Below are 20220 nucleotides of genomic sequence, written 5' to 3'. Positions count from 1 at the left end.
GGCGCTGGTACGGGGTCTCCCTCCCCGAGCCCGAGGTGCAGTAACTGAACCCGATTGGTCCGTTATGCACTGGTTATGAGTCCCTGTTCGTCGGGTGACCCGACGACGTACTCCCTCCGAGCTGGCCACCTGTGGTTCGTGACTATGGGTTCTTATGCCCGTTACCGAGGGGTTCCTACCCCTGAAAACACGAGAGCGGGGTCCGGACCACCGGACCCCGCCCCGCGTTGGCTCAACGCTTCCCTGTGGGACTAGGCGTTGACGTCCTCCTCGACGACCAGCGGGTAGACGCCGTTCTCGTCGTGGACCTCGCGGCCGGTGACCGGCGGGTTGAAGACGCACAGCACGCGGAAGTCGGTCTTCGGGCGGACCGTGTGCTTCTCGTGGCCGTTGAGCAGGTAGAGGGTGCCCGGGGTGATGATGTGCTTCTCCCCCGTCTCCTCGTTGGTCAGCTCGGCCTCGCCCTCGATGCAGTGCACGAGCTCGATGTGGTTGGCGTACCAGAACGTCGACTCGGTGCCCGCGTAAAGGACGGTCTCGTGGAAGGAGAAGCCGACCTTCTCCTTGGCCAGGACGATCCGACGACTGCGCCAGTTCTCGGTCTTGATGTCAGCGTCGGTGTCGTTGACCTCGTCCATACTGCGAACGATCACTTGTGTCTCCTTCACGCTCTGATGCGCGCTGTGTGCGCTGGTGGTACACGGTACGGGGCCGACCGTCACCCCGGGTAGAGGTACTGGTCGGCCCCGCGCCGGATTCGGTGGGCACGCCGGTCCGAAACGGCACCGGCGTGTCGCGTACTAGGCGGTCTGGGGAACCTTGACCGCCTCGCGGACGGCGTCGGCCATGATGTCCAGCCCCGCGGTCAGCTCCTCCTCCGTCGTGGTGAGCGGCGGGAGCAGCTTGGCGACCTCGTCCTCGGGACCGGAGGTCTCCAGGAGCAGACCGCGGTCGAAGCACCCGGCGGCGACCTTCTTGGCGATGCCGCCCTCGGCGTCGAAGGCCAGACCACGGGCCAGGCCGCGACCGCGCACGTGGGCTCCGAAGTCGGAGTGCTCCTCCGCCATCTCGGCGAGGCGTGCCTCGACCAGCTCGCCCTTGGCGAGGGTGGCCTGGGCGAAGGTGTCGTCGGACCAGAAGCGGCGCAGCGCCTCGGTACCGGTGACCATGGCCGGGTTGAAGCCGCGGAAGGTGCCGTTGTGCTCGCCCGGCTCCCAGACGTCCAGCTCGCGCTTGAACAGCGTGAGCGCCATCGGGAGGCCGTAACCGCTGATGGACTTGGACAGGGTGACGATGTCCGGGGTGATGCCGGCCTCTTCGAAGCTGAAGAACTTGCCGGTACGGCCGCAGCCCATCTGGATGTCGTCCAGGATCAGCAGGATGCCGTACTCCTGGCAGAGCTCGGACAGGCCCCGCAGCCAGGGGGCACTGGCCACGTTGATGCCGCCCTCACCCTGGATGGCCTCGACGATCACGGCCGCCGGGGCGTCCAGACCGCTGCCGCTGTCCTCCAGGAGGGTGCGCAGCCACAGGAAGTCCGGGGTCTTCCCGTCGAGGTAGTTGTCGAACGGCATGGTGGCCACGTGGTCGAGCGGCACGCCGGCGCCGCCGCGCTTCATGGAGTTACCGGTGACAGCGAGGGCGCCCAGGGTCATGCCGTGGAAGCCGTTGGTGAAGTTGATGATCGTCTGGCGACCGGTGTACTTACGGGCCAGCTTCAGCGCGGCCTCGACCGCGTTGTTTCCCGCCGGGCCGGGGAACTGGACCTTGTAGTCCAGGTTCCGGGGTTTGAGGATGACGTCCTCGAAGGTCTTCAGGAACTCGCGTTTGGCCACGCTGTAGGCGTCGAGGCTGTGGACGATCCGGTCGTCGGTCAGGTACTCGATGAGCGAGGTCTTCAACTCGGGGTTGTTGTGCCCGTAGTTGAGCGATCCGGCCCCGGCGAAGAAGTCCAGGTACGGGCGGCCGGTCTCGTCGTGGACGTGGCTGCCGACCGCCTTGTCGAAGACGACAGGCCAGTTCCGGCAGTATCCGCGGACTTCGGACTCGAGGCGCTGGAAGGTCTCCATCGTGATGTTCCTTGGTTCCTTTCCCCAACTTCGTGGGCTCAGGGCTTGGGACGAGGGCGGGTCGGGATCGGGGTCGATCCGGGACGGACGGTCAGTCGTCGGTGTCGGAGTGCGCGCCGATGGGCCCGATGCGCACGAGATCCTCGGGGTCGTGGGGCCCTTCGCCGTCCTTCGGGAAGTGCTCCGAGCCGAAGAGCGGGCTCCACACGGCCTCGGCACCCAGGCTCCGCGCGAACGAGGAGAAGAGCGCCCGTGAGGCCTCGTTGTCGGGGGTGACGGTCGCTTCGAGGTAGCGCAGGCCCTGTTCGGCGAGGCGTTCGCCGATGAAGTCGAGCATCCGGCGGGCCAGCCGCTGACCCCGGTACTCGGAGCCGACGGCCACCTGCCAGAGGAAGTACGTGTCCGGGCTGTCGGGACGGACGTAGCCGGTGACGTAGGCCGCCATCCGGCCGTCGGCGTCCCGTGCCACGACGCTGGTCGTGGCGAAGTCCCGGCACCAGAGCGTGTAGGCGTACGGGGAGTTCACGTCCATCCCCGTGTCGCCGGCCAACCGCCACATGTGCGGCCCGTCCTCCGGAGAGGGGTGCGAGAGGCGCACGTCCTCACGGCCCGCGGCCTCCGTGGTCTCGGAGCTCACAGCCCCACCTTCGATTCGGTCGCGTGCTTGGAGGTTCGTTCGTTGATGTGGCACGTCGATCGAACTTAGCGAAAGAAGGTCAAAGGAGTTTCGGCGAGATTCCGCGCAGATGTTTGGGAGGCTTACCAATGGGTAGGGCTCGTTTATTTAGCAGCTTGATTCCGCCTTGGACGGGGCTCCCAGGTGACGCTGGGTAGCGGCCGAGCCGCCCGTCCACGCCCTGTCTATCAGGGGCTTCGGCCCCCAGGGCGGACCGGCGTCGCGCGAGGTGGGAGGTGACTCGCGGGCGGGTGGTCGGCAACCGTCAGGGTCAAACATAGAGCCTCCACGACGAATATTAAGCGTGCGTTAAGTCACATCAATTCGGTGGAAAGCTCGCGACATATCGCCCTGGGTGACGCGCCACGCACGTCACACGTTACGCGTGACACCCGTCGGAACCACTTGTACGCAGGAATTTCCTTCGGTTTCCAGACGTCGGACGAACCCCCGCGAACCGCCCTTCCGCCCGGCCCCGACCGACCAGTGGAGACCGGGACCACCGTCGTACGTCCTTGATGAATCTCCGACTTTCCATCAGACTCTGTGTAGTACGACCTCATGTAGTACTACGATTAGTCGCACCGCTTCGCCGCAGCCCATGCGGGTCCGGCACCCCCGGGACGGCAGTGCGGACTCGAACTTCGTCGCCCCCGCCGTGGGAACACGGCGAGGACCACTGACCAGGGATCGGAGGCGTCCGTGAACCGCCTGTACCACGACAGCGAGGACTGGGTCGAGCAGGGGAACTGCCGCTCGTACGACCCCGAGATCTTCTTCCCGGTGAGCAGCACCGGGATCGGCCGCACCGACACGGAGCAGGCCCTGGACGTCTGCCGCAGCTGTACTGTTCGCCCGGAATGTCTGCGGTGGGCACTGCGTGCCGGGGAGGCTCACGGAGTCTGGGGTGGCACCACCCCCGAGCAGCGTCGCTACATGCGTCGCGAGCTGGCCCCGGCGGGTTAGGCGAGGTGGAGCCGCCGGACGCGAGGGTTCGCGTCCGGCGGCTCACTTCTGCCACCGGGCCCCGCTCCGAGACGTTCGAGCGCGTTCTCACGTCCGGAGGCCTTGCGGGCCCCTGTGGCACGGCCTAGGTTCACTATCGTGCGACCCGCTCACGGCACGCTCCGCCTCACACGCACGGCGCTCCTCGCCGGTGCGTGCACGGGCATTGCCTGGGTGGGCCACAACGTCGGGGCCGACAGCCCCGCCGGGGCCTGGGGGTTCCTCCTGGCCACGGCGTTCCTGTTCGGTCTCCTCTGGCGGTTCACCGGGATCATGCGGGGCTTCGGCGACATCTTCGCCGTGATGGCCCTCGCACAGGTCGCCCTGCACCTGATCCTCCAGCTGTCGGGACCCGGGACCGTCCAGGTCGAGCACGCCGGGCACGGCTCCGCCGCCCTCGGACTGGCGCCGGGGATGCTGTTCGCCCACCTGTGGGCGGCCCTGCTCGCCTCCGCGCTGCTGTCCCACGGCGAGTCCGCGCTCTGGTTCCTCGCCTCCGCCGTCTCCCGGGCCCTCCCGCGGCCGCCGCGCCTGCCCGACCTCACGCCCGTGGAGTCCGGGGTCGCGTTCGTCGCGCCCCCGGCCCTCGCGCCGCCTTCCCCAGAGCCGTCGACGCACGGTCCCCGCGGGCCTCCCGGTTCGCCCGCGTTCCGCACGGCCCCGTAGCCCCAGGCTCCGGCGGTCGAGGCGGTCCCCCAGAAGAGCCCCGGACGAGCACCGGTCCCCGACCCGTGCCCGCCGGGCGCGAACCGCACCCGAACGGCCTGAGAGAAGATCATGAGAAGAATCCGTACCGCGGCCCTGGTCGCCCCCTTCGCCGCCGCGCTGCTGCTGGCCCCCGCCCCCGCTTTCGCCCACGACGTGCTGATCGCCTCCGACCCGGAGGACGGCGTCACCCTGGACACCGTCCCCGAGGAGGTCACGCTGACCTTCAACAACGCCCCGATGGCCGGCGGCAGTGGCAGCGCCATCGTCGTGACCAGCCCCGAGGGCGCGGAGATCCAGGAGGGCGAGCTGACCTTCGACGGCACCGACGTGTCCGTCGCCCTCACGCCGCCCACCGAAGAGGGCGAGTACGGCATCTCGTACCGGGTGGTCTCCTCGGACGGTCACCCCATCCAGGACACCCTGAGCTTCTCGCTGTCCGAGGAGGCCGTCGCGGCCGCCGCCCCGGAGGAGCCCGAGGAGGAGCCCGCGGGCGCCGAGGAGGAGGCCCCCGAGGAGACCGTCACCGAGGCACCCGCGGCCGAGGAGACCGCCGCCGAGGAGGGCGGGACCTCCCCGCTGATGGTCCTGGTCGGTGTCGTCGTGGCCGTCGCCGCGATCGGCGCGGTCGTGCTCGTGGTGGTGCGTTCGCGCAACCGCCCCGGCTCCGGTGAGGGCTCCCAGAAGTAGCACCGCACGACGAAGGGGCCCGCACGACGACGCGTGCGGGCCCCTTCCGTGTGCGACCGCCGGCTACCTTCTGCGGGCCAGCAGGATGCTGATGTTGTCCTTGCCGCCGGCTTCCATGGCGGCCTGCCAGAGGGCGTGTACGGCGGCCTCGTCGCTGCCGGCCTCCGCGATCATCCGCTCCATCTCCTCGGGCAGCACCAGATCCGACAGGCCGTCGCTGCACATGAGCCAGGCGCTGGGGTCCGCGGCGTCGTCCCGTCCCACGTGGGGGACCATCGAACCGCCGGAGCTGCCGCCCAGGGACTGGGTGATGAAGTTGGTGGTGACGGGGCGGCCGTCCTCGGAGGGGGGCAGGGCCGGGGAGTCGTCCTCGGAGAGCTGGCGCAGGTGGCGGCCCTCGAGGCGGTAGGTGCGGGAGTCGCCCACGTTGAACCAGAAGTTGCCGTCGCTGTTGAGCAGCACGCCCGCGACCGTGGTCCCCATGCCGGAGAACTCGGTGTGTTGGAGCGCGTGGTCCTTGATCTCCTCGTCGATGTTGGTGAGGAGCTGGGCGATCTCCTCGGGGCCGTTCAGGCGCGGCCCCATCTCGGCCATGCGGTGCACCGCGTGTTCGGAGGCGATCTCACCGGCGGCCTGGCCGCCGATCCCGTCCGCGACCGCGAGGATGACCGGTTCGCTCACCGGCAGCACGCAGCGGACCGGGGAGGTCATGTTCGCGCTGGCGACGGTGAGAGCACCCATGACCACGGAGTCCTCGTTGGCGGGGCGAATAGCGCCCCGGTGCGTGAGGGCCGTGACAATGACTTCCCCACCAGCGACACCCATACGCCCTTCCTCCCGTTTCATCGGCCGTGGCCGGTTGCCCGGCGTCTGGCGCCGGGCCTTGGTCGAGTCCCGTACATCGTCTGGATTCAGTAACCGTACCGAGCCACCGCCGGAGTCGGTCAAAATCCGCGTACATCATGGCGGAAAACACCCGGATATGCAGTTCCCGCACCGGTTTTCGCCGCCAAAAGTGTTGTCGCGGTTGATCCTGGGACGTGTGTGGTGCCGTCGTTCGGTTCGGGTCCGACAGTAGCGGTGCCGGGGACCGCCCGACAGTGCCCACCGGCAGGTTCGGTCAACCCGCAGACCAGAGGCCCCGCGACGCACCCGCCCGGAGGGGCCGGGCCGGGGCCCGCCCGCCCCCGCGGCGCTCTGAAGGGGATCGATGCCACGTTGTCGGTTCCCTGAGGGTCTGGCAGAATGGTCCCGTTGGGTGTCTAAGACGCAGACACACACGACCGCCCTGTGCGGCGCCCTGACTTCCTCAGGCGCCCCGGTGGCTCGAACTCCCTTTCGACGGTCGTTTGGTGTGGTCTCATGCGTCCTTCCCTTCCTCTCTCCTCTCCGGTCTCCACCGTCCGTGCGCACCGCGTGCGCGCGGTCCTCAGCGCTGCCCGCCATCCCCCTCCACCGGACCCAGGTCCCGGACGCGCGTCTCCCTGAACCCGTCCGCCCCGCTCCCCCCGGTCCCTCCGCTCCCGTGCTCGAGCGGCCCGGCGCCACTGCGGCCGCCGGTGCGGGACCACCGCGCAAGTCCCGCCCGGCAGGATTCCGACTCCCCGCTCCGGAGTCCCGCCGGGCCACCCATCCACGACGGACACCACGGCGGTGTCCAAGGAGTCCGAAGCCCAGTGAAGATCGCCATGGTCGCCGAACACGCCAACCCCCTCCCCGCCCACCGGGGCGAGCCGGCCTGCCCCGCGAGCCTGCACGTGTGTGCCCTGTCCCGCCAGCTCGCCAAGCGCGGGCACCGGGTGACCGTCTACGTCCGCCGCAGCGACCCCGCCCAGCCCGACGGCCGCACCCGCATGGCGCGCGGCGTCTCCGTCGCCTACCTGGACGCCGGGCCGGCCCGCCCGCTCGCCGAGGAGGAGCACGCCGAGCACACCGGGGCCTTCGGGACCGCGCTCGCCGCCGTCCTGGACGAGGACGTGCCCGACGTCCTGCACGCCATCGGCTGGACCAGCGGGCTGGCGGCCCTGCACGCCCAGGCGCACAGCGAGAAGGACCAGAGCGGGACCCCGATCGTCCAGACCTTCCACTCGCTCAACGCCAGCGAGCAGCGCTCCGGCCTGCCCGAGCGTCCCGACCGCGCCCGCATGGAGACGATCCTCGCCTCCCGCGCCGACCACGTCCTGGTCAACTCCACCGACCAGCAGGGGGAGCTGGCCCGCCTGCGCGTGCCGCGCCACCACGTGAGCGTCGTGCCGTTCGGCGTGGACCCGGACCACTTCAGCGTGGAGGGCAGCGCCTCGGCCGAGCCGTGGCACTCCCGCCGCGAGGAGCGCGCCCGGCTGGTCTCCGTGACCCCCCTGACCGAGGCGGGCGGCGCCCGCCGCCTGGTGGAGGCGATGGTGCGTCTGCCCGAGGCCGAGCTGGTGCTGGTGTCCACGGCCGAGGACCGCGAGGTGGCCCTGGACGAGAACGCCCGGAGCATCGAGCTGCTCTCCAAGGAACTGGGCGTGGACGACCGCGTGCACCTGACCGGCCCGGTGGAGCGCAAGGAGCTCCCGCGCCTGCTGCGTTCGGCCGACGTCTTCGTCTCCGCGGCCTCCTACGACCCCTACGGCGGCGCGGTCCTGGAGGCCATGGCCTGCGGGCTGCCCGTGGTGGCCACCGCCACCGGCGCTGTCCCCGGCGCCGTCCTGCACCGCACCAGCGGCGTCCTGATGCGTTTCGGCCGTCCCGACGAGGTGGCCCGTTCGGTTCGCGCCGTCCTGGGTACCCCGACGATGAGCACCGCCTACGGGATCGCCGCCGTGGACCGGGCCCGCTCCCGGTTCACGTGGCAGCGCATCGCCATCGAGACCGAGCTCGCCTACGAACGTTCGCGTCCGCATCTGGCCGCGCGCGACGAGATCGAGGAGGATGAGGCGGACCTCCTCCTGTCCGGTTCCGCCAACTGAACGGTCCGCCCACACCGATGACGTTCGAACACCAGGGACTCCTGTTCCGCCGTGAGAGACGGTTCCACGATGTGGCGTTGGAGCGGCTGCGGTCCGCCGTCCGCGCCGACGCCCACGTCGTGCTCTCCGTCGCCGACCCCGGACCGCTCCTGAACGGACTGGACCGGCACGAGCGTGACAGGGTGAACGTCATCGGGAGGGACGACCTCTACGAGGCCCCTGGGCGCACTCTGGCCGCCCTGCACCGGCTGGCCCTGCTCCACGGGCCGGGGCCGGTGAGCGTGGTGGCCGAGCCGCCCCTGGCGTCGCTGGCACACGGGCCGACGATGGAGCTGCGCGAGTGGCACCGGCTGGAGTCGGTGTTGAGCACCGCGTTGGCACCGATGCGCATGCGCATGCTGTGCGTGCACGACGAGCGCCTCCTGGGGCCGGGCGTGCGCGCCGCGATCCGGGCCACCCACCCGACGCTGGTGGGCGAGGCGGGTCCGCGACCCAACCCGGCCTACCTGGGGACCGAGGCCTTCGGTCGCCGCCCCCTGGCGCCGGAGCCGCTCGCCGTACGGGGGCCGGTGCACCGGTTGGAGATCGGGCAGTCGCTCCCCCGGCTGCGCGAGGAGCTCACGGGGCTGGCGGGCGCGGTCGGCCTGCCCCCGGAGCGGGTGGACAGCATGGTCGTGGCGGTGAACGAACTCGCGGCGAACGTGCTCGAACACGGCGCGGGCAAGGGCAGCGTCCACCTGTGGCGTGCGCGGGACCGGTGGGTGTGCGACGTGCTCGACGAACACGGCGACCTCACTGATCCGCTGGCGGGCTACCGGCCGGCCGACACGCTCCGCTCACGCGGCTACGGGCTGTGGATCACCCGGCAGACCTGTGACTTCCTGGAGATCTGCGGCAGCGGTGAGGGGTCGCTGACCCGGCTGCACTTCGTCGACCAGGCTCCTGTCGGCCAGCAGGGCGGTTCGGCCGGTGCCCGGGCGGGGTGCGGCGGCCGGGGCGTCGAGCTCATCCCTTGAGCGTGTCCACGGCGTTGTCCGTGCTCGCGTCGATCGGGATGACCTGGTCGATGCCCGCTATCACGAACAGGCGGTTCACCTGCTGCTGCGGTTCGGTGACGACGAGGCCCAGGCCGAGGTCGCGGGCCTGACGGAAGGCCGAGACGAGCACCCCGATGCAGCGGGAATCGCAGAAGCCCACCTTGGCGAGGTCGACCACCACCCCGACGGGCAGGGGTGCGGACAACACCTCGTCGAGGGCCTCCGCGAGGGCGGGTGAGGTGACGGCGTCCATCTCCCCCACGGGTGTCACGATGACGACGCCATCCTCGCGGCGGATCGAGATGTCTGACGTCACGCTCGGTTCTCCTTGTCGTTCGCGTGCACCGGGCCGAGCTCGACGCTCCCCCGGGCGGACCGACCGCCACCGCGTACCGCGACGGCCCCGAACCCTCATCATGACGGCTCACGGTCACGCTCTGGACTCGGAGTGACCTCGACCCGTAGGCGAAGCCGCCGTCTCAGCGCCCGTCTGGCCTCGGACGGCGCGACCGCTGCGGCCCGGTGTTCTCCGCGACCAGGTCCCGAGCCACGTCCACGACCTTCTTCCGGTTACGCTGCGCCACCTCCCGCAGTGCGGCGAAGGCGGTGTCGGCGTCACAGCCCCGGGCATGCATGATGATGCCCTTGGCCTGGTCGATCACCGTGCGCGCGGACATCGCGCGGCGCATGTGGGCGGACTCGCGGGCGGCGTCGGCCTGGCGGTCGGCGGTGTTCAGGGCCATCGCGGCGTGTTCGGCCAGCAGCGCCGTGAGCTGGGTGACGACCTCCTCGTCGAAGGCGTCGGCGCGGCCGGAGTGCACGCCGAAGGTGAGGATGCGGTCCTCGTCGCCGTCCCCGGAGAGTTGGCTGGGCTGGGTGACGGAGGAGCGGTCGCCGCACTGGACGGCCATGCTCGTGTACCGGGGCCAGCGGCTCTCACGCAGCACGTCGGCGACGCGGACCTGGGTCATCTCGCGGACGGCCTCCACGGTGGGGCCCTGGTCGGTCGTGTACTGGTGTTCCAGGGCCTCGGCGAGGTCGGAGTGCGAGGCGCCGTAGTCGGTGACCACGTGGCGGATGGAGCCGTCCTGTCCCACCACCTCGCGCCAGACCACCACCAGCGCGGCCGAGCAGCCGGGGACCCCGAGGGCGGCGGCCCTGCTCATCTGGTCCAGGGCCCGTTCGAGGGTGGTGTGCTCCGCCTGCCCCAACGCGCCGATGTCACGGGCGAGGTGTTCGATCCACACTGTCCGAACCTCCTCCGACGATTCCCGGGTCACCGCTCCAAAGGTAACCTTCGGGAGACCCTCGACCGGACGGTCGTCAGATCGGGTCAACGCTGTCAGGCCCGTCGCTGGCGGGACGCCCTCGACGATGACCGGGAGACCCTGAGCGTGTCGGAGAACCTCGCCGAACTGCAACGCGAGATCACTGCTCTGAGTGAGCGGATAGTTGCCCTGCGCAATACGCACGCCATGTACCCGGACGACGCCCAGGGCACCGCCGAGGCGGCCCTGGCCGAGCTGGAGTACGCCGAGCGCCTGCTCGGAACCGCCGGATCGGAACTCGCCCGCGCCCACAGCGAACCCCCCGAACCCCGCAGGCCAGCCGAGGACGGCGACCGCGCACTGCTGCGCGCGGTGTTCAACGAACTCAGCGTGCCCGTGGTCCTGCTCGACCACGACGGCTACGTGCGAAGGATCAACGGCGCCGGGGCCACCCAGCTGGGCAGCGCCCCCGGATACCTCACCGGAAAACCCTTCACGCACTTCGTGGACCTGCGCAAACGGGCCGCGATGCAGTCGTGGTTGGCGGCGGTCCTGCGCGGGGACGGCCCGGCGCACCTGGAGTCGCGGCTGGCCCAGCGCGGCTGGGCGGAGGACGTGCACCTGACGCTCACCCGCCTGGAGCTGCCCACCGAGGCGCAGCCGCTGGTGCTGGTGGCGATGTCGCCGCCCATGAGCGGCGCTGACGAGGAGGGCCCGGCCCCGCTGGAGTCCGAGGTGGAGGACCAGGTCGTCGTGTTGGCCGCGCGTCGCCTGGACGTGCTCACCCGGATGACCCGGCTGCTGCTGCGCGGCACCACCCCGACGAGGGACCTGGCCCTGACCGACGCGGCCGACCTCCTGGCCGACTCCTACGCGGACTGGGTGATCATCGACGTCTGCGACCTGCCGGAGGGGCCCAGGGCGGCCCGCCGCGCCACCGTGGTCGGCCCCGCCGACGCCCCCGAGGGGCAGCTTGAGGAGGTCGCCTCGCTCACCCCGGGCGACTCGGACATCCCCGGCGAGGTGCTGGGCCGGGGCCAGTCCCTGTTGTTCCCCCTGATCGAGGACGAGACGGTCCTGGGCCGCTCGCGCGTCGGCGCCCCTCTCCTGTCCGTCCTCGGCGCGGGTTCGCTGCTGTCCGTGCCCCTGAGGGGCAGCCGGGGGGTGCGCGGCGCACTCACCCTGATCCGCCGCAGCAACCGGGGCAGCTTCCGATTGGCCGATCTCGGCCTGATCGAGGAGATCGGCGAGCACATCGGCCTGGCCCTCCCCCCGCGGCCGTGATTCGTAGGGCACTCCCTTGCGGCTGGGGATCGCTGACCGGGCTCACACCCGTGACTCAGGTGAACAGGCGGCTCCCGCGCGTGGCAGAGGCGGATGGTCGCGGCCGGATGTCTCAGTCGCGAGGGGTTGCCACACAGGTGGTCGCCCCTCAGCCACAGGCGAAGTACCGAACCGGCTGCTCAGCCACAGGCGTGAGTCCCGCCCGTACACCCCAGCCGCAAGGGGGGTGCTTTCGTTCGGTGCCGGAGAGGGTTCTGGAGGTGGTGGAGGTGGGATTGCGAGGAACGAGCCATCACACCGAAGACACCGAAGGTTCCTCTGCAAAGGCACCGAACCCGGGCCAAAGCGAAGCGGAGGCCCAAAAAAGATGAGGGTGCCGGAGAGGGTTCTGCAAGACGAGTCAAGCCGCCAGCGAGGAACGAGCCAGGCGTAGACGAGGATGCTGTGTTGCCTTGAACCCAAATCCCTCTGCAAAGGCACCGAACACGGGCCGAAGCGAAGCGGAGGCCCAAAAAAGATGAGGGTGCCGGAGAGGGTTCTGCAAGACGAGTCAAGCCGCCAGCGAGGAACGAGCCAGGCGTAGACGAGGATGCTGTGTTGCCTTGAACCCAAATCCCTCTGCAAAGGCACCGAACACGGGCCGAAGCGAAGCGGAGGCCCAAAGAAGATGAGGGTGCCGGAGAGGGTTCTGGAGGTGGTGGAGGTGGGATTGCGAGGAACGAGCCATCACACCGTAGACACCGAAGGTTCCTCTGCAAAGGCGCCGAGCAAAGGCCCTGAATTACTCGGGCCCGTGCAGCGTGTCGACCAGGGTGGACAGCCGTGAGGCGGAGCGGTCGACTCGTCGGACGGCGTCCACCAGTGGCTGGTCGACCTCCTGGTAGTTGTCGACGATGTGCTCGCGAAGGGAGGCGAGGTCGGTCTGGACCTGGCGCGAGCGCTGGGCCAGCTGCTCGGCCAGGACCCGTCCGGGTTCCCCGGTCTCCTGGTTGAGTACCCGCTGGAGTGACCTGGCCTGTTCGCGCATCTGCGCCTTGAGCTGGTGCAGTTCCACGAACACCTCGACCTTGGAGCGCAGCACCCACGGGTCGAACGGCTTGATCAGGAAGTCCACCGCGCGCGACGAGTAGCCGCGGAAGACCTGGTGCCGATCGACTTCCTGGGCGGTCAGGAAGATGATCGGCACGTCCTTGGTCTTCTCGCGCTGCTTGATGTGCGCGGCGGTCTCGTACCCGTCCATGCCCGGCATGATCACGTCGAGCAGGATGACCGCGAAGTCGGTGCCCAGAAGGTGCTTCAGAGCCTCCTCACCCGAGTTGGCCCTGACCAGGTTCTGGTCGAGGGAGGTGAGGGCCGCCTCCAAAGCGATCAGGTTCTCGTCTCGGTCGTCGACGAGAAGGATGTTGGCCTTCTGAGTCACTGCTGGCTACTCCGAGTCTTCTGTCGGGGTGCTACCGGTGCTGCCAGTGTCCCCGCTCGCGTCGTTGTTATCCGTGGTGTCGCTGTTGCCGTCGTGGCCTCTGGCGCCATTGTGCCCGGCTTCGGTCGCGTCCGTTCCACCGGCCCTCAGGTCGTCGCCCGCCGCCCCCGCTCTGGTCTCCTCCGGGCCAGCCGTGAGCCAGCGTCGCATCACGTCCAGGAGGTGGTCCAGGTCCACCGGCTTGGTCACGTAGTCCGTGGCCCCGGCCGCGAGGCTGCGCTCCCGGTCACCCTGCATGGCCTTGGCCGTCAGGGAGATGATCGGCAGGTCCTCGAACTGCGGCATCTCGCGGATGCGCTGGGTGGTCTGGTTGCCGTCCAGCTCGGGCATCATCACGTCCATCAGGACGAGGGAGATCTCCTCGTTGGCCTCCAGCTTCTCGATGCCGGTGTGCCCGTTGTCAGCGTAGAGGACCTCCAGCCCCTGGGCTTCGAGTGCGCTGGTCAGCGCGAACACGTTGCGCACGTCGTCGTCGACGATCAGCACCCGTTGTCCGGCCAGCACGGCCCGCCGCTCGGGGTCGGTCCGGGCCTCCACGGTCTCCTGGGAGCTCTCGCTCGACTCCGCCTCGGCGGGTTCGGGCGCCTTGAGCACCTGCACCATGGGCAACGGCTCGACCGTCTCACCGGAGTCGGTCAGGGCCGCCACGACGGCGTCGAAGTCCTCGTCCGGCAGGTTGAGGTCGTCGTCGGACAGGTCCGGCAGGGAGTCGTACTCGATCCGGCTCGGTTCGATCGCGGGCACCGGCTCCAGGCTGGTGGTGATCTCGTCCGCGTTCTCCCCGGCGTCGTCGGGCAACCGGACCGGGAGCAGCAGGGTGAAGGTCGACCCCCGGTTGGCCACGCTCTGCACGCGGATCTCGCCGCCGAGCAGACGGGCGAAGTTGCGGCTGATGGACAGGCCCAGGCCCGTGCCGCCGAACCGCCGCGAGGTGCCGCCGTCACCCTGGTGGAAGGCCTCGAAGATCACCTGGAGTTTGTCCTCGGCGATCCCGATGCCGGTGTCGGCGACGGTGAACGCGATGACCTCCTCGTTCTCCACGAACATGTCGAGGTCGGCGTCCTCCAGCGCCCAGGCGGGCTCGATCAGCAGCCGTACCTCGCCCTGCGGGGTGAACTTCACCGCGTTGGAGAGCAGGTTGCGCAGGATCTGCTGGAGGCGCTGCTCGTCGGTCCACAGGGTGCCCGGGATGTCCGGTGAGACGTCCACCGCGAACGCCAGCCCCTGCTCGCCGGTGACCGGGCGGAAGGTGGCCTCCACGTAGTCGACGAGCTGGGCGATGGAGACCTCGCTGGGCTGCACCTCGGCGCGGCCCGCCTCCACCTTGGACAGGTCCAGGATCTCGTCGATGAGCAGCAGCAGGTCGCTGCCGGCCTTGTGGATGGTCTGCGCGAACTCCACCTGCTTGGCGGACAGGTTCTGCTCGGCGTTGTCCGCGAGCAGGCGGGCCAGGATCAGCAGGCTGTTCAGCGGCGTGCGCAGCTCGTGCGACATGTTGGCCAGGAACTCGGACTTGTACTTGGACGAGACCTGGAGCTGGTGCGCGCGCTCCTCCAGGGCGTTGCGGGAACGCTGGATCTGCTGGTTCTGGAGTTCGATCGCGCGGTTCTGGTTGGCCAGCTGGGTGGCCTTCTGCCGCAGCTCCGCGTTCTTGCCGCGCAGCTCCTCCTGCTGGCGCTGGAGCTCGTTGGAGCGTTCGCGCAGCTGGCTGGTGAGCTGCTGGGACTGTTCGAGCAGGTGCTCCGTGCGGTTGTTGGCCAGGATGGTGTTGATGGTGGTGCCGAGCAGTGCCACCAGCTGGCGCAGGAAGTTCTTGTGGATCTCACGGAACTCTTCGTAGGACGCGAACTCGATCACGCCGAGCGAGCGCCCCTCGGTGACGATCGGGAGGATGTACAGGTTGCGCGGCTGCGCGCCGCCCAGCCCGGACTCGACCTGCACGTACCCGGGCGGGATGTTGGAGATCTGCTGTTCGACCTGCTGGGACAGCGCCTCACCGGCCAGTCCGATGCCCTTGCGGATGCGCTGGCGCCCCTCGGGCGGGTCGAAGCCGAACCCGGCGTAGAGGCGGAAGACCCCCTCGTTGTCCTGGTCCTCGGGCAGGTAGCAGGCGCCGTGCTGGGCCCCGATCAGCGGCGTCACCTCGGTCATGATCAGGCGGGCGAGCTCGTTGAGGTCGCGGTGGCCCTGGATGTGACCGGAGATGCGGGCCAGGTTGGACTTGAGCCAGTCCGCGTCGGCCTGGTCGGCGGTGGTCTCGCGCAGGTTGGACACCATCAGGTTGATGTTGTCCTTGAGCTGTTCCATCTCGCCGCGGGTGTCGACCTGGATGTTGCGGGTCAGGTCGCCCTTGGCGACGGCGTTGGCGACCTCGGCGATCGCGCGCACCTGTGTGGTGAGGTTGCCCGCCAGCCCGTTCACGCTGTCGGTCAGCTGCTTCCACGTGCCGGTGACGCCCTCGACCTTGGCCTGGCCGCCCAGCTGCCCCTGGCTGCCCACCTCGTGCGCCACCCGGGTGACCTCGGTGGCGAAGGCCGACAGCTGGTCGACCATCGTGTTCACCGTCGTCTTCACCTCCAGGATCTCGCCCTGGGCGTTGACGTCGATCTTCTTGGTGAGGTCACCGGCGGCGACGGCGGTCGTGACCTCGGAGATGTTGCGCACCTGGGTGGTGAGGTTGTGCGACATCGAGTTCACGTTCTCGGTGAGGTCGTTCCAGATGCCGGAAACGCCCCTGACGCTGGCGCGGCCGCCCAGCTTGCCCTCGGTGCCCACCTCACGGGCCACGCGTGTCACCTCGTCGGCGAACGCGGACAGCTGGTCCACCATCACGTTGATGGTGTCCTTCAGCTCCAGCATCTCGCCCTTAGCGTTGACGGTGACCTTCTTGGTCAGGTCACCGGCGGCGACCGCCCGCGTGACCATGGAGATCTGCCGCACCTGGTAGGTCAGGTTGTTGGCCATGGAGTTCACGTTGTCCGTGAGGTCCTTCCAGACCCCGGACACGTCGCGCACGTGGGCCTGCCCGGCCAGTTTGCCCTCGGTGCCCACTTCGCGGGCCACCCTGGTGACCTCGTCGGCGAACGTCGACAGCTGGTCCACCATCTTGTTGATGGTGTCCTTCATGTCGAGCATCTCGCCCTGGGCGTCGACGGTGATCTTCTTGCTCAGGTCGCCCTTGGCGACCGCCGTCGTCACCTGGGAGATGTTGCGGACCTGGTAGGTGAGGCTGTTGGCCATCGAGTTGACGTTGTCGGTCAGGTCCTTCCAGATGCCCGACACGCCCTTGACGTTGGCGCGACCGCCCAGCTTGCCCTCGGTACCCACCTCGCGGGCCACCCTCGTGACCTCGTCCGCCAGGGAGTCGAGCTGGTCGACCATGGTGTTCACGGTGTTCTTCAGGGCCAGCATCTCGCCCTGGACGTCCACCTCGACCTTGCGGGTGAGGTCGCCCCGGGCCACCGCGGTGGTCACCTTGGAGATGTCGCGGACCTGGTTGGTCAGGTTGTCCGCCATCGAGTTCACGTTGTCCGTGAGGTTCTTCCAGATGCCCTGGACCCCTCGGACGTTGGCGCGACCGCCCAGCTTGCCCTCGGTGCCCACCTCGCGCGCGACTCGGGTGACCTCGTCGGCGAACGTGGAGAGCTGGTCCACCATCGTGTTGAAGGTGTCCTTGAGCTCCAGCATCTCGCCCTGGACGTCGATGGTGATCTTCTTGCTGAGGTCACCACGGGCGACGGCGGTCGTGACGGTGGAGATGTCACGGACCTGGAGGGTGAGGCGGGAGGCCATCTGGTTGACCGACTCGGTGACCTCGCGCCAGGCGCCGGAGACGTCCTCGACCCGAGCGCTGCCGCCGAGCTTGCCCTCGGTGCCCACCTCGCGGGCGACCCGGGTGACCTCCTCGGTGAAGCCGCTCATCTGGTCGGCCATCCGGTTCACGGTGTTGGCCAGGCGCAGGAGGTCGCCCTTGAGTTCGCCCCGGCGGCCCTCGGTGGACGCCCGGCGGTTCAGTTCGCCCTCGGCGACCGAGTCCAGGACCCGCGCGACGTCGGTGACGGGTTCGGCGACCTCGTCGAGGAGGACGTTGAGGGCGCGGGCGCTGTTGCCCCAAGCGCCGCGTGCCGGGTGGACGTTGACCCGCTCGTTGAGCCGGCCCTCGTCGCGCACGACGTCGCCGACCCGCTGGAGTTCGGTGCTGAGCTGCTCGCTGTGGTCGATCACCTCGTTGAAGACGGAGGTGATCTCGCGGAGTTTGCCGCTGCCGCGCGACCTGAGCCGGACACTGAAGTCGCCGTCACGCATCCGGTACAGGGCACTCAGGATCTCGTCGAGCTGGTCGTCGGCCAGTTCCGTGACCGCCTCGGGCATGAACCCCTCCTCAATCCCGCACGTCTTCTCGGCCACCGAACGCGTATCGGCCCACGGTGAACGGGCCCCGCACGAATCGCACGCACGGGACACGGAGGTGCACGTGCCTCACGAGCACCCCTGGTGACACCCCGTCACGTTATCGTCGCGGAATACCACCCGAAAGAAGCGGATGTGTCGTCTTACACTAACTGGCGGAGCCAAAGCGCACAGGAGTGTTGGGCATGTTCCCCTTTCGCTCGTGGCTGACCCGCCTCGGGTTCCCGTCCGTGAGAGCCGTTCCCGCGCGGGGTCGCGTGAGGTTCGGGGTGGATCGGGGTTCCCAGGGAGGACGGCACGCGTATCGTGGCAGTGGCCACCCCTCCCACACCCGCGCCCAGTGACGAAGGACACCGACGGCTTGGCAGCACAAGACGCGTTGAAGGTCGCACGACGAGAGTTCCCCCCTGCTCCCGAGACCGCGGCGGCCGCCCGAGAGTTCGTGCACGACACCCTGCTCAGTTGGGGCGTGCCCGATCCCTTCGACGACATCATCCTGCTGGTGAGCGAACTGGTCACCAACGCCGTCATCCACGCGGACTCGGCGCTGGAGGTGACGGTGCGCCGCGCGGAGGGGTCGACCGAGGTGATGGTCACCGACTCCGCGCCCGAGCGCGCCGTCCCGCAGGCCGGGCCGCTGGCCGTGGACACCTCTCCCTCCACCGGTGACGAGCGCAGCGGTGGTCTGGGGCTGGCCCTGGCGTCGGCGATCGCCTCCAGCTGGGGCGTGAGCTACGGGCGCAACGACAAGGCCGTGTGGTTCCGGATCGAGGACCGGCCCGGGGACCACCCGTCGCTGGAGTCCCCTCCGGTGCGCAGGGGGCCGACCCGTCCGGTGCGCCCGCCCGCGTGGTCGGCGCTGGACTCGGCGCTGGGCTCCCGGCTGTCCCTGCCCCAGCTGCTGGAACGCACCGTGGAGTACTCGACCACGGCGCTGAGCGGGGACGCCGCCTACGTCGCGCTGGCCACCTCGGACGAGACCATGTGGGAGGTGCGCTCGGCGGTGGGGCTCACCGGCGGGGCGCCGTGGCGTCCGCTGCGGGTGCGCTCAGAGGAGATCTTCCCGTCCGCCGCGCCCGAACCCGGCCCGGTGATCAACGACGACCTGATGATCGCCCGCACCACCCGGGGCGCCCTGGCCAGGGCCGGGATGCGTTCGCTGGTGACGGCTCCGCTGATCGTCGACGGCCGGGTGACCGGACTGCTCGGCGTGGCCTCCACACGGGCCCGGCACTTCGGTCCGGCGGCGGCCAAGCGGCTCCAGGAGGGCGCGGACCTGATCGCCCTGCCGGTGGAGCGGTCCCGGCTGGCCGAGGTCGAGCTGAGCCGCCGTGCCTCGCTGAGCTTCCTGGCCGAGGCCAGCGACCTGCTCGCGGGCACACTGGACGAGCGGATGACGGGGGCGCTGGCCGCGCAGCTGATCACCTCGCGGCTGGGCCGGTGGTGCGCCATCCACACCATCAACGAGCTGGGGATCTCCCGGCTCACCCACGTGGTGCACGGGGACGAGAACCTCAACGACGTCCTGCGGTCCCTGCTGACCGCGCTGCCGCCGCGCGAACAGCGCGAGCCGGGCCCGCTGTGGTCGAACAAGGACCTGGCCGACGAGGGTCTGGACGAGCAGATGACCGGGGCGATCGCGCGCGGTCCGGCGATCAGCATCCCGCTGGTGGCCCACGGGCGCGCGCTCGGCCGGATGACCATCGGCAAGAACGATTCGGACGACTTCACCCGCGAGGAGGCCGACGTCGCGGACGACCTCAGCCGCCGGGTGGCGTCGGCGATGGAGAACGCGCGTCTGCACGAGCGGCACACGGCCATGAGCACCGCGCTCCAGCGCAGTCTGCTGCCGCCCAAGGACAAGGAGCCGGTGATCCCCGGCGTGGACCACGCGGTCTACTACCGGCCCTCGGACGAGCGCAGCGAGGTGGGCGGGGACTTCTACGACGTGTTCTCCGCAAGCGGCCGCTGGTGCTTCGCCATCGGTGACGTGTGCGGCACCGGGCCGGAGGCGGCGGCGGTCACGGGCCTGGCCCGGCACACGCTGCGCGCCCTGGCCCGGGAGGGGTTCACCCCGGCGCACATCATGCAGCGGCTGAACCTGGCGATCCTGGACGAGAACACGTCGACCCGGTTCCTGACGATGCTCTACGGGGAGATGACCCCGGCCACGGACGAGGCCGGCGGGATGCGGGTGCGCATGGTCTCGGCCGGACACCCGTTGCCGCTGCGCCTGAACCAGAAGGGCGAGGTCGAGCCGTTCGGCACGTCCCAGCCGCTGTTGGGCGCCTTCGAGGACGTGGGCTTCAGCACGGAGAGCGTGGACATCCGCCCGGGCGAGGTGGTGCTCGCGGTGACCGACGGCGTCACCGAGCGCCGCAGCGGTTCGGACATGCTCGGCGACGAGGGTCTGATGAAGATCTTCTCCGGCGCCGCCGGGCTCACCGCGCAGGCCGTGATCAGCCGGATCGACCGTGAGCTGGAGGAGTACGCCCCGGGCGGCAACTCCGACGACACCGCGATGCTCGTCCTGCGCTTCCTGTAGCCCGGCCGCCCTCCCGTCCCGCCGGTTCCGTCGGTCCCCTCGGCCCTGCCGGTCCCGAGCCGGACCGGGCACGCCGGATCGACCGGGCCAGCCGGGTCGG

15 protein-coding genes are annotated in these 20220 nt (G+C 69.7%); 7 read left to right on the top strand and 8 right to left on the bottom strand.

What is annotated here, in order from left to right:
* Window positions 1–251 precede the first annotated feature (251 nt).
* The 3 genes from BDW27_RS24635 to ectA form a co-directional block, all read right to left on the bottom strand.
* Complete coding sequence (locus BDW27_RS24635; protein WP_026129663.1) at window positions 252–653, bottom strand: ectoine synthase; 402 nt, start codon at window positions 651–653, stop codon at window positions 252–254.
* Window positions 654–800: 147 nt separating this feature from the next.
* Window positions 801–2069: a diaminobutyrate--2-oxoglutarate transaminase gene (gene ectB / locus BDW27_RS24630; protein ID WP_017546868.1), complete on the bottom strand. Its 1269-nt coding sequence runs from the start codon at window positions 2067–2069 to the stop codon at window positions 801–803.
* Between the two features lie 91 nt (window positions 2070–2160).
* A complete protein-coding gene (gene ectA / locus BDW27_RS24625; RefSeq protein WP_110052003.1) occupies window positions 2161–2667 on the bottom strand; it encodes a diaminobutyrate acetyltransferase in 507 nt (168 codons plus the stop codon).
* Between the two features lie 780 nt (window positions 2668–3447).
* On the opposite strand from ectA, the gene BDW27_RS24620 reads away from it, so the two are divergent.
* The 3 genes from BDW27_RS24620 (at window position 3448) to BDW27_RS24610 (ending at window position 5145) form a co-directional block, all read left to right on the top strand.
* Window positions 3448–3711, top strand: a complete 264-nt coding sequence (locus BDW27_RS24620) for a WhiB family transcriptional regulator (protein ID WP_110051983.1) — start codon at window positions 3448–3450, stop codon at window positions 3709–3711.
* A gap of 138 nt (window positions 3712–3849) precedes the next feature.
* Entirely contained in the window at window positions 3850–4416 is a 567-nt protein-coding gene (locus BDW27_RS24615) for a hypothetical protein (protein ID WP_026129661.1), read from the top strand.
* Between the two features lie 111 nt (window positions 4417–4527).
* A complete protein-coding gene (locus BDW27_RS24610; protein WP_110051981.1) occupies window positions 4528–5145 on the top strand; it encodes a copper resistance CopC family protein in 618 nt (205 codons plus the stop codon).
* Window positions 5146–5208: 63 nt separating this feature from the next.
* Here the strand turns inward: BDW27_RS24610 and BDW27_RS24605 are convergent, their stop codons facing one another.
* Window positions 5209–5970, bottom strand: coding sequence for a PP2C family serine/threonine-protein phosphatase (locus BDW27_RS24605; RefSeq protein WP_017590331.1), 762 nt, complete (start codon window positions 5968–5970; stop codon window positions 5209–5211).
* Window positions 5971–6821: 851 nt separating this feature from the next.
* On the opposite strand from BDW27_RS24605, the gene BDW27_RS24600 reads away from it, so the two are divergent.
* Both BDW27_RS24600 and BDW27_RS24595 read left to right on the top strand, forming a co-directional pair.
* Complete coding sequence (locus tag BDW27_RS24600; RefSeq protein ID WP_110051979.1) at window positions 6822–8096, top strand: glycosyltransferase; 1275 nt, start codon at window positions 6822–6824, stop codon at window positions 8094–8096.
* A gap of 17 nt (window positions 8097–8113) precedes the next feature.
* Window positions 8114–9112: an anti-sigma factor RsbA family regulatory protein gene (locus tag BDW27_RS24595; RefSeq protein WP_110051978.1), complete on the top strand. Its 999-nt coding sequence runs from the start codon at window positions 8114–8116 to the stop codon at window positions 9110–9112.
* Here BDW27_RS24595 and BDW27_RS24590 read toward each other — a convergent pair.
* Both BDW27_RS24590 and BDW27_RS24585 read right to left on the bottom strand, forming a co-directional pair.
* Window positions 9102–9449, bottom strand: a complete 348-nt coding sequence (locus BDW27_RS24590) for an STAS domain-containing protein (RefSeq protein WP_017546860.1) — start codon at window positions 9447–9449, stop codon at window positions 9102–9104. The genes BDW27_RS24595 and BDW27_RS24590 overlap by 11 nt on opposite strands.
* Before the next feature lie 163 nt (window positions 9450–9612).
* Complete coding sequence (locus BDW27_RS24585; RefSeq protein WP_017546859.1) at window positions 9613–10380, bottom strand: GAF and ANTAR domain-containing protein; 768 nt, start codon at window positions 10378–10380, stop codon at window positions 9613–9615.
* Between the two features lie 147 nt (window positions 10381–10527).
* On the opposite strand from BDW27_RS24585, the gene BDW27_RS24580 reads away from it, so the two are divergent.
* Entirely contained in the window at window positions 10528–11685 is a 1158-nt protein-coding gene (locus BDW27_RS24580) for a PAS domain-containing protein (RefSeq protein WP_110051976.1), read from the top strand.
* A gap of 781 nt (window positions 11686–12466) precedes the next feature.
* On the opposite strand, the gene BDW27_RS24575 is transcribed toward BDW27_RS24580, so the two are convergent.
* Window positions 12467–13105, bottom strand: coding sequence for a two-component system response regulator (locus BDW27_RS24575; RefSeq protein WP_017546857.1), 639 nt, complete (start codon window positions 13103–13105; stop codon window positions 12467–12469).
* Window positions 13106–13111: 6 nt separating this feature from the next.
* Window positions 13112–17536 carry a HAMP domain-containing protein gene (locus BDW27_RS24570; RefSeq protein WP_110051974.1) on the bottom strand — a complete coding sequence of 1475 codons (4425 nt, stop codon included), beginning with the start codon at window positions 17534–17536 and terminating at the stop codon, window positions 13112–13114.
* Between the two features lie 418 nt (window positions 17537–17954).
* On the opposite strand from BDW27_RS24570, the gene BDW27_RS24565 reads away from it, so the two are divergent.
* A complete protein-coding gene (locus BDW27_RS24565) occupies window positions 17955–20120 on the top strand; it encodes a SpoIIE family protein phosphatase (RefSeq protein WP_017546855.1) in 2166 nt (721 codons plus the stop codon).
* The last annotated feature ends 100 nt before the right edge of the window (window positions 20121–20220 follow it).

The organism is Nocardiopsis sp. L17-MgMaSL7 (assembly GCF_003182025.1).
In the GTDB taxonomy this organism is placed as follows: Bacteria; Actinomycetota; Actinomycetes; order Streptosporangiales; family Streptosporangiaceae; genus Nocardiopsis; species Nocardiopsis prasina.
The sequence above is the reverse complement of the archived record's forward strand: the minus strand, read 5'-3'. Positions and strand labels throughout refer to the sequence as shown.

What these genes read in the sequence shown, in the direction of transcription:
- ectB (WP_017546868.1), bottom strand. Translation starts at nt 2,069, where the DNA reads ATGGAGACCTTCCAGCGCCTCGAGTCCGAAGTCCGCGGATACTGCCGG.
- BDW27_RS24610 (WP_110051981.1), top strand. Translation starts at nt 4,528, where the DNA reads ATGAGAAGAATCCGTACCGCGGCCCTGGTCGCCCCCTTCGCCGCCGCG.
- BDW27_RS24605 (WP_017590331.1), bottom strand. Translation starts at nt 5,970, where the DNA reads ATGGGTGTCGCTGGTGGGGAAGTCATTGTCACGGCCCTCACGCACCGG.
- BDW27_RS24595 (WP_110051978.1), top strand. Translation starts at nt 8,114, where the DNA reads ATGACGTTCGAACACCAGGGACTCCTGTTCCGCCGTGAGAGACGGTTC.
- BDW27_RS24570 (WP_110051974.1), bottom strand. Translation starts at nt 17,536, where the DNA reads ATGCCCGAGGCGGTCACGGAACTGGCCGACGACCAGCTCGACGAGATC.